Annotated in this window: 6 protein-coding genes; 5 read left to right on the forward strand and 1 reads right to left on the reverse strand. The window is 73.3% G+C overall.

Annotated features, from left to right (window positions below):
• The first annotated feature begins 308 nt into the window (after positions 1 to 308).
• Positions 309 to 1,655, forward strand: a complete 1,347-nt coding sequence (locus VE546_RS20030) for a dicarboxylate/amino acid:cation symporter (RefSeq protein WP_324924284.1) — start codon at positions 309 to 311, stop codon at positions 1,653 to 1,655.
• 368 nt (positions 1,656 to 2,023) lie between these two features.
• Here VE546_RS20030 and VE546_RS20035 read toward each other — a convergent pair whose 3' ends face one another.
• Positions 2,024 to 2,227, reverse strand: coding sequence for a cold-shock protein (locus tag VE546_RS20035; RefSeq protein WP_031511278.1), 204 nt, complete (start codon positions 2,225 to 2,227; stop codon positions 2,024 to 2,026).
• Between the two features lie 241 nt (positions 2,228 to 2,468).
• Here VE546_RS20035 and VE546_RS20040 point away from each other — a divergent pair, with 241 nt between their 5' ends.
• From VE546_RS20040 to VE546_RS20055, 4 genes are all read left to right on the forward strand, one after another.
• The gene (locus tag VE546_RS20040) at positions 2,469 to 3,344 is read left to right on the forward strand and encodes a menaquinone biosynthesis protein (RefSeq protein WP_324924272.1); all 876 of its coding nucleotides are present in this window, start codon (positions 2,469 to 2,471) and stop codon (positions 3,342 to 3,344) included.
• Between the two features lie 33 nt (positions 3,345 to 3,377).
• The gene (locus VE546_RS20045; protein ID WP_324924274.1) at positions 3,378 to 4,922 is read left to right on the forward strand and encodes a serine/threonine-protein kinase; all 1,545 of its coding nucleotides are present in this window, start codon (positions 3,378 to 3,380) and stop codon (positions 4,920 to 4,922) included.
• A 98-nt stretch (positions 4,923 to 5,020) separates the two neighbouring features.
• Complete coding sequence (gene mqnC / locus VE546_RS20050) at positions 5,021 to 6,220, forward strand: cyclic dehypoxanthinyl futalosine synthase (RefSeq protein WP_324924276.1); 1,200 nt, start codon at positions 5,021 to 5,023, stop codon at positions 6,218 to 6,220.
• Positions 6,221 to 6,230: 10 nt separating this feature from the next.
• Positions 6,231 to 6,667 (forward strand): imidazolonepropionase-like domain-containing protein (locus VE546_RS20055; RefSeq protein ID WP_324924278.1); only part of this gene is annotated, 437 nt, incomplete at its 3' end.

The following is a 6,667-nucleotide window of genomic DNA, read 5'->3' on the forward strand; positions in this document are numbered from 1 at the left end:
CGTACGACCTGCCCAAAGGTGTTCTTTGGGTCCCTCAAAGACTCGGTGTTAGCGTGAGGACCATGACGACCGCGGCCCGCTCTCCCCGCGCCAGGAGCACGATGCTCGTGGCGCGGCTGCACGTCGACCTCTGCCGCTGTCCCGCGGCGGCCTGTCGCACACGCTGAGCGAGCGCGACCACAGCGGCCGGACGTCCCCTCCGGCGCGCCCTTTCCCCCTTCAGAGTTTTCCGGGACCGTCGAGTCCTCCGAGCCCTCGGAGTGCTCCGTCCCCCGACGCCTCACCGGAGTGTGTCCGTGTCATCCAACGTGTCATCCAGCACGTCCGCCGCGCCTGCGCGCCCGTCCAAGGTGCCCAGAGTGCCCTTCTGGGCCCAGATCGTCCTGGGCCTGGCCCTCGGTGTCCTGCTGGGCTGGATCGCCCGCAGCACCGGCGCCGCCTGGCTCGGCACCACCCTCGACCGGATCGGCGAGACCTTCGTCCAACTGCTGAAGCTGGCCGTCGGCCCGCTGGTCTTCTTCGCGATCACCGTCTCGATCACCAACCTGCGGAACGTCTCGAACGCGGCCCGGCTGGCCACCCGCACGCTGCTGTGGTTCATGGCCACCTCGCTGGTCGCCGTCGGCATAGGCCTGGCCATCGGCCTGCTCACCGACCCCGGCGCGGGCACCGGGCTGTCCCGTGAGGACGGCGCCCGGCCCGAGGAGACCGGGTCCTGGCTGGACTTCCTGACCGGGATCATCCCGGCCGACGTCATCACGCCGTTCACCGAGCTGAACGTCCTGCAGATCGTCTTCATGGCCGCCGTCACCGGCATCGCCGCCCTGCGGCTGGGCGAGAAGGCCGCCCCGCTGCTGTCCTTCGGCGAGGCCGCCCTCGCCCTGCTCCAGAAGGCGCTGTGGTGGGTCATCCGCCTGGCACCGCTGGGCACCCTCGGCCTGATCGGGCGCGCGATCAACGAGTACGGCTGGAACCTGCTCGGCCAGTACGCCACCTTCACCGCCGACGTCTACATCGGCTGCCTGCTGGTCCTCTTCGGCGTCTACCCGCTGCTGCTGGCCACGGTCGCCCGCGTCAACCCGCTCCAGTTCTTCCGCGGCGCCTGGCCCGCCATCCAGCTCGCCTTCGTCTCCCGCTCCTCGGTGGGCACCATGCCGCTGACCCAGAAGGTCACCGAGCGCCTGGGCGTGCCCCGGGAGTACGCGTCCTTCGCCGTCCCCTTCGGGGCGACCACGAAGATGGACGGCTGCGCCGCGGTCTACCCGGCGCTCGCCGCGATCTTCGTCGCGGAGATCTTCGGGGTCTCCCTCGGCGTCGGCGACTACCTGCTGATCGCCTTCGTCTCGGTCGTCGGCTCGGCCGCCACCGCCGGTCTCACCGGCGCCACCGTGATGACCACGCTGACCCTCTCCACGCTCGGCCTGCCGCTGGAGGGCGTGGGCCTGCTGCTGGCGATCGACCCGATCCTGGACATGATCCGGACCGCCACCAACGTCGCGGGCCAGGCCGTGGTCCCGGTCCTGGTCGCGGCCCGCGAGAAGATCCTGGACCTCGACGCCTTCGAGCGCGCCCGGAGCTTCGACGTGGACGAGGCCGACGCGGACGGCGCCGACCGTCCCCGGGGCAGCGCCGACCCGGCCGCCGTCCCGGCCTGATCCGGCCGGTCGTCCCCCGGTCCGATCCGGCCCAATCCGGTACGGACGCCCGGACAGCCCGGACACCGGTCCCATGGGCCCACGGGCCCCTTCCACCCCGCGCGCCGGGGGCGGAAGGGGCCCGTCCGCGTCCTCCCGGGCCCCGTGCCCCGGCGCGGCAGGCGGCACGACCGGCAGGCGCGCGGGGCGCGGCGCCGATGCGAAAGCCCCCGGGCGGACGCGGCACCGCGGCCGGGCACGGGGGCAAAGGCAGGAGCCCCCGCCGGGGCGGGGGCTCCTTGGGTACTGCTTATCCGGTCGTCTGCCGGCGCCGCGCCCCCTCTGCCGAGGGGACCGCGCCGACACGGCCAGAGGCCGAGCCGGGCAACTCAGGCCGCGGTGACGTTCTCCGCCTGCGGACCCTTCGGGCCCTGCGTCACGTCGAAGGTGACCGCCTGGTTCTCCTCCAGGGAGCGGAAACCAGAAGCGTTGATGGCGGAGTAGTGAACGAACACATCGGGACCGCCGCCGTCCTGGGCGATGAAACCAAAGCCCTTTTCGGCGTTGAACCACTTGACGGTTCCGGTAGCCATAAGCCCTCCTTGGGCCTATAAGGGTTGCCCTGCTCCAGAACCCACAGGAACTCTGAAAACGACGAGAGCCCGCGGTTACATGCTCCGCAGGCTCTGTACTGCAAGGGAAACCAAACTGCAACTTGCTCCCAGCCTAGCACGACGGCCCCCGGAGAGAAAGAGGATCATGCCGCGGCGTGCCGCCGCCGTGGGCGGACACCCCCCACCGGGGCCGTCCGGACCCCGGCGATAGCCTCGCGAGGTGGAAAGTACTGCCGCTGACCAACCCGTCGCCGCGGCGCCCCGGAGGCGGCCCCGCGTCGGGCACATCCAATTCCTCAACTGCCTGCCCCTCTACTGGGGCCTCGCCAGGACCGGCACCCTGCTGGACCTGGAGCTGACCAAGGACACCCCCGAGAAGCTGAGCGAACAGCTCGTGGACGGGAGACTCGACATCGGCCCGATCACCCTCGTGGAGTTCCTGCGCAACGCCGGCCGGCTGGTGGCGCTGCCGGACATCGCGGTGGGCTGCGACGGACCGGTGATGTCCTGCGTGATCGTCTCCAAAGGGCCGCTGGAGGGCCTCGACGGCGAGCGCGTCGCCCTGGGCTCGACCTCCCGCACCTCCGTACGGCTGGCGCAGCTCATGCTCGCCGAGCGGTACGGACTGGCCCCCGACTACTACACCTGCCCGCCCGACCTGGGGCTGATGATGCAGGAGGCGCAGGCCGCCGTGCTGATCGGCGACGCCGCGCTGCGCGCCTCCCTGCACGACGCGCCCCGGCTGGGCCTCCACGTCCACGACCTGGGGCTGATGTGGAAGGAGTGGACCGGCCTCCCCTTCGTCTTCGCCGTCTTCGCCGTCCGCCGCGACTACCTCGACCGCGAGCCGGCGACCGTACGGGAGGTCCACCGGGCCTTCCTCGCCTCCCGCGACCTGTCCCTGGAGGAGGTCGGCAAGGTGGCCGAGCAGGCGGCCCGCTGGGAGTCCTTCGACGCGACCCTGCTGGAGCGCTACTTCACCACGCTGGACTTCCGCCTGGGGGCCGAACAGCTCTCCGGCATAGCCGAGTTCGCCCGCCGCACCGGGCCCACCACCGGATTCCCGGCCGACGTGCGCGTCGAACTCCTGAGCTGAGCACCGTACTTCGACGGGGGAAGGCGGGGTGCCATGCGGCCGCTGGAGGCGGACGGTCCACGGACCGTCGGCGACCACCGGCTGCTGGGGCGGCTCGGGGCCGGCGGCATGGGACGGGTCTACCTGGGGCGCAGCCCCGGGGGCCGGGCGGTCGCGGTGAAGGTCGTGCACCCGCACCTCGCCGCGGACGGGGAGTTCCGCGCGCGCTTCCGCCGCGAGGTCGCCTCCGCCCGGCGGGTCGGCGGCGCCTGGACCGCGCCGGTGCTCGACGCCGACCCGGAGGCGGCGGCGCCCTGGGTGGTCACCGGCTACGTGGCCGGCCCCTCGCTCCAGCAGGCGGTCGCCGACCACGGGCCGCTGCCCGAGCACACCGTACGGGCGCTGGGCGCCGGACTGGCCGAGGCGCTGGCCGCCGTCCACGCGCTCGGCCTGGTGCACCGGGACGTCAAACCGTCGAACGTCCTGCTGACGCTGGACGGCCCGCGCCTGATCGACTTCGGCATCGCCCGCGCCCTGGACGGCACGGCCTCGCTCACCTCCACCGGCGTCGCGGTCGGCTCGCCCGGCTACATGTCGCCCGAGCAGGTCCTCGGCAGGGGAACGGGCCCGGCCACGGACGTCTTCTCGCTCGGCGCGGTGCTCGCCTTCGCGGCGTCGGGCGCGCCGCCCTTCCCCGGCGACAACCCGGCGGCGCTGCTGTACCAGGTGGTTCACGAGGAACCGGAACTGGGCGGCGTGCCGGGCGGGTTGCGCGAGACCGTCGCGGCCTGCCTGGCCAGGGACCCCACCGCCCGCCCGGCCCCCGCCGAGGTCGCCCGGCAACTGGCGGGCACGGCCGGCGCGGCCGGGCTCGTCCGCACCGGCTGGCTGCCGGGGCCGGTGGTGGAGGGGGTGAGCCGCCGCGCGGTGGAGCTGCTGGAACTGGAGGCGGACCACGACCACGGGCCGCACCCGTCTCCGGCACCGTACGCCGGGCCGTACGCCGGACCTGGGGAGCCCGCCGGGAGCCCGGGCGCCTTCGGGCCGCCGCCCACGTACGGGAGCACCCCGCCCGCGTACGGGAGCACCCCCGGCGCCGTCCCGGCCCGCGACGGCGGGGAGCCGGGACGCGGACGGCGCCGCACGGCCGTCCTCGCCGCCGGGGTGCCGGCCGCCGCGACCGCCGGGGCCCTCTTCCTCCTCCCCGGGGAGGGGAACGGCGGCGGGAAGCCCACGACGGTGCCCGAGGCGTTCCTGGGCACCTGGCGGGGGCAGGTCCGCAGCGCGACCGGCCTGTCCAACCCGACCGTCACCCTCACGATCTCCGAGGGTGGTAAGGGGGACGAGGCCCTGAGGATCGTCTCCGAACTGCTCGGCGAGGAGTGCCGGGCCAAGGGCACGGTCGAGGAGATCGCGGACGACCGGCTGACGGTCACCGACGAGAGCGTCGGCGACTCCCCCGAGGTGCTCGGCGTCAAGGTGTGCACCGGGAACACCTCCACGGTCGTCCTCACCCTCCTCGGGGACGACCGGCTGCGCTACGAGTCCCGCGACGCCGGGGCCGGCAACCCCGCGGGGGAGCTGACCAGAGTGGACTGACCGGCCGGAACGCCGTCCGGGGGCTGGCGTACGCTGGATCGGATCCCGCGCCAGGACGCTGGACCGACCCGACCACCACGTCCCGAAAGGACCGCCCGGTGACCGAGAACGCCGACCTGACGTCCGTACTCGACCGCGCCGCCGGGGGCGGACGGATCAGCGCGGAGGAGGCGTTGGAGCTCTACCGGCACGCCCCGCTGCACGCGCTGGGCCAGGCCGCCGACGCGGCGCGCCGCCGCCGGTACGCGGGCACCGAGCACATCGCGACCTACATCATCGAGCGGAACATCAACTACACCAACGTGTGCGTGACCGCCTGCCGGTTCTGCGCGTTCTACGCGGCCCCGAAGGACACCGCCAAGGGCTGGGTCCGCGACCTGGACGACATCCTGCGCCGCTGCGAGGAGACCGTGGCGCTGGGCGGCACCCAGATCATGTTCCAGGGCGGGCACCACCCCGACTTCGGCGTGGAGTACTACGAGGAGCACTTCGCGGCGATCAAGAAGCGCTTCCCCGAGCTGGTGATCCACTCCCTGGGCGCCTCCGAGGTCGAGCACATGGCCCGGGTCTCGGGCGTGACGGTGGAGGAGGCCATCACCCGCCTCCGGGAGGCCGGGCTGGACTCGTTCGCCGGCGCCGGCGCCGAACTGCTGCCGGAGCGCCCGCGCAAGGCGATCGCGCCGCTGAAGGAGTCCGGGGAGCGCTGGCTGGAGATCATGGAGACCGCCCACCGGCTGGGCGTGGAGTCCACCTCCACGATGCTGATGGGCACCGGCGAGACCAACGCCGAACGCATCGAGCACCTGCGGATGATCCGCGACGTACAGGACCGCACCGGCGGCTTCCGCGCGTTCATCCCGTACACCTACCAGCCGGAGAACAACCACCTGCGGGGCCGCACCCAGGCGACGATCTTCGAGTACCTGCGCATCCTGGCCGTCGCCCGGCTGTTCCTGGACAACGTCGCGCACATCCAGGGCTCGTGGCTGACCACCGGCAAGGAGGTCGGCCAGCTCTCCCTGCACTACGGCGCGGACGACCTGGGCTCGGTGATGCTGGAGGAGAACGTGGTCTCCTCCGCCGGGGCGAAGCACCGCTCCAACCGCATGGAGCTGATCGACCTCATCCGCAAGGCCGGCCGCGTCCCGGCGCAGCGCTCGACCACGTACGAGCACCTGGTGATCCACGACGACCCGGCGAACGACCCGGTGGACGACCGCGTCGTCTCCCACCTGTCCTCCACGGCCATCGAGGGCGGCACCGCCCACCCGGAGCTCAGGCTCCTCGACGCCCAGTAGCGGCCCGGTCGTGCTGACGGTTCACGCCCCGCTCGCCGTCCGCCTCACCGAGGACGGCGAACCGCTGGCCGACCGCGCGGTGGCGGTCGAGGGCGACCGGATCGCGGCGATCGGACCGCTGGACGAACTGACCGCGGCGTACCCGTCCGCCCGGGTACGCCGCTGGCCGGGCACCCTGGGGCCCGGCCGCTGCGCGGCGGACGCGGCGGCATGGCTGGAGGCCGCCTACCACCCCGACCCGCGCGAGGTAGGCCTCCCCGGCATCCCCGGCACCGACCCGATCACGGACGAGGCCCTGTCCTCCCTCCCCATGGACGAGGTCCGCTGGGGCGCGAGCGCCCGCCGGGGCCTCCAGCGCCTCCTCCGCGAGGGCGTCACGTCCGTCGTCGGCCCCTTCACCCGCCCGCCGGTCCGTACGGCCGTCCTCCGCTCCGGCCTCACCGTCCT

Source organism: Streptomyces sp., assembly GCF_035644915.1.
GTDB lineage: Bacteria > Actinomycetota > Actinomycetes > Streptomycetales > Streptomycetaceae > Streptomyces.